We start from the raw sequence: 1,406 nt of genomic DNA on the forward strand, positions 1-1,406 counted from the left end.
CTTCGCGGCAACATTGACGTGATTGCGGGTCCAGTTTCGGCGCTGGTCAGCAAACCTGATCTTGTGACGCTCAGCCCCTTTTTGCGGCGGCGCTTGTGGTGCAGGTGCCGCTTGCTTGGTTTGACGCGTGGCACTGGCCGATGGCTGGCGTACAGCGCCCCGGCGACGTTCATCCGTACGATTAGGCACCGGCTACCAGCCTCCCGCCTTTCAGAGTCAGGATACGGTTACGCATCCGGGAGATTAGGTTGAGGTCATGGCTGGCAATCAGCACGGTGGTCCCGTGACGATTAAATTCCATAAATAGGCGCATGATCTCTTCCGAGAGTGACGGGTCAAGGTTTCCCGTCGGTTCATCCGCCAACAGCAATTCAGGTTTATTCACAATTGCGCGGGCGATACCCACACGCTGCTGCTCACCGGTGGATAACATAACCGGGGTCATCTTCTCTTTGGTGAGCAGACCTACTTTATCCAATGCGGCACGTACACGGCGTGCGGCATCTTCCGGCGAGTAACCGGAGATCTCCAGCGGCAGCGCAATGTTGTCAAACACGGTACGATCAAACAGCAGCTGATGATTCTGAAACACCACACCGATCTTCCGGCGTAGATAAGGAATCTCACTGCTTTTCAGGCTGGAAAGGTCCTGATCACCGACAAAGACACTGCCCTGTGTTGGCCTTTCCATCAGCATGATCAGTTTCAGCAGAGTACTTTTACCCGCCCCAGAGTGCCCTGTGAGGAAGGCCATTTCCCCATGTTTCAGGTCAAAACTGATATCACTCAGGGCATCCTGCCCGGTGACAAAGCGTTTACCGACTCTATCGAAACGGATCATCCGTTGTACTCTTTTTTATTATTCTTCAAACAGTGCGTCGACGAACTCCGTGGAGTTGAACGGACGCAGATCATCGATCTGCTCGCCAACACCAATGAAGCGAATAGGCAGTCCCATCTGTTTCGCAATCGCAAAGATCACACCACCTTTCGCTGTTCCGTCCAGCTTGGTCAGTGTAATACCTGATACCCCAACGGAGTCTTTAAAGTGCTTAGCCTGACTCAGTGCGTTCTGACCGGTACCGGCATCCAGCACCAACATCACTTCATGAGGCGCGTCAGGCGAGAGCTTTTTCATCACGCGCACCACTTTTTCCAGCTCTTCCATCAGGTGATCTTTGTTTTGCAATCGACCTGCGGTATCCGCGATCAGCACATCAACATTTTTCGCCTGAGCAGACTGTAATGCGTCGAAAATAACGGACGCAGAATCCGCACCCGTATGCTGAGCGACCACTGGGACGTCGTTACGCTCACCCCAGACCTGCAGCTGTTCTACCGCCGCCGCACGGAATGTATCACCGGCTGCCAGCATCACAGACTTACCTTCACCCTGGAAGCGCTTA

At 53.8% G+C, this 1,406-nt stretch carries 2 protein-coding genes and 1 pseudogene; all 3 read right to left on the reverse strand.

All coding sequences use genetic code 11. The features are described 5' to 3' along the window. Positions 1 to 189: pseudogene (locus ABYW01_RS21240) on the reverse strand (hypothetical protein); the annotation flags it as partial. After that, positions 182 to 841: a cell division ATP-binding protein FtsE gene (gene ftsE / locus ABYW01_RS21245; RefSeq protein WP_193951269.1), complete on the reverse strand. Its 660-nt coding sequence runs from the start codon at positions 839 to 841 to the stop codon at positions 182 to 184. The gene ftsE and the pseudogene ABYW01_RS21240, both read right to left, overlap by 8 nt. A gap of 18 nt (positions 842 to 859) precedes the next feature. Beyond that, positions 860 to 1,406 (reverse strand): signal recognition particle-docking protein FtsY (gene ftsY / locus ABYW01_RS21250; protein ID WP_372836593.1); only part of this gene is annotated, 547 nt, incomplete at its 5' end.

The sequence above is a fragment of the Pontibacterium sp. genome (assembly GCF_041587635.1).
In the GTDB taxonomy this organism is placed as follows: domain Bacteria; phylum Pseudomonadota; class Gammaproteobacteria; order Pseudomonadales; family Balneatricaceae; genus Pontibacterium.